The following is a 229-nucleotide window of genomic DNA, read 5'->3' on the forward strand; positions in this document are numbered from 1 at the left end:
GTCCGGCAGCATAATATCGAGGATTATCAGATCATAATCACCGGTCATCGCCAGATGGTAGCCATTCAGCCCGTTGTCGGCCAAATCGACCACAAAACCGGCTTCGGTTAACCCTTTGGTCAAGTATTCTCCGGTTTTCTTTTCATCTTCGACAATCAACAGTTTCATTTTTCCTCCGCATGTTGCCCGGGCAATTCTAGAGTAGCGGGATCAGATGGCAATCGCTTAT

1 protein-coding gene is annotated in these 229 nt (G+C 47.6%); it reads right to left on the reverse strand.

Going from position 1 to position 229, the window contains the following annotated elements; all coding sequences use genetic code 11:
- Positions 1-168 (reverse strand): response regulator (locus tag FN960_RS24860; RefSeq protein WP_143850876.1); only part of this gene is annotated, 168 nt, incomplete at its 3' end.
- Positions 169-229 lie beyond the last annotated feature (61 nt).

This window comes from Alkalicoccobacillus porphyridii (assembly GCF_007293315.1).
In the GTDB taxonomy this organism is placed as follows: domain Bacteria; phylum Bacillota; class Bacilli; order Bacillales; family Bacillaceae_D; genus Alkalicoccobacillus; species Alkalicoccobacillus porphyridii.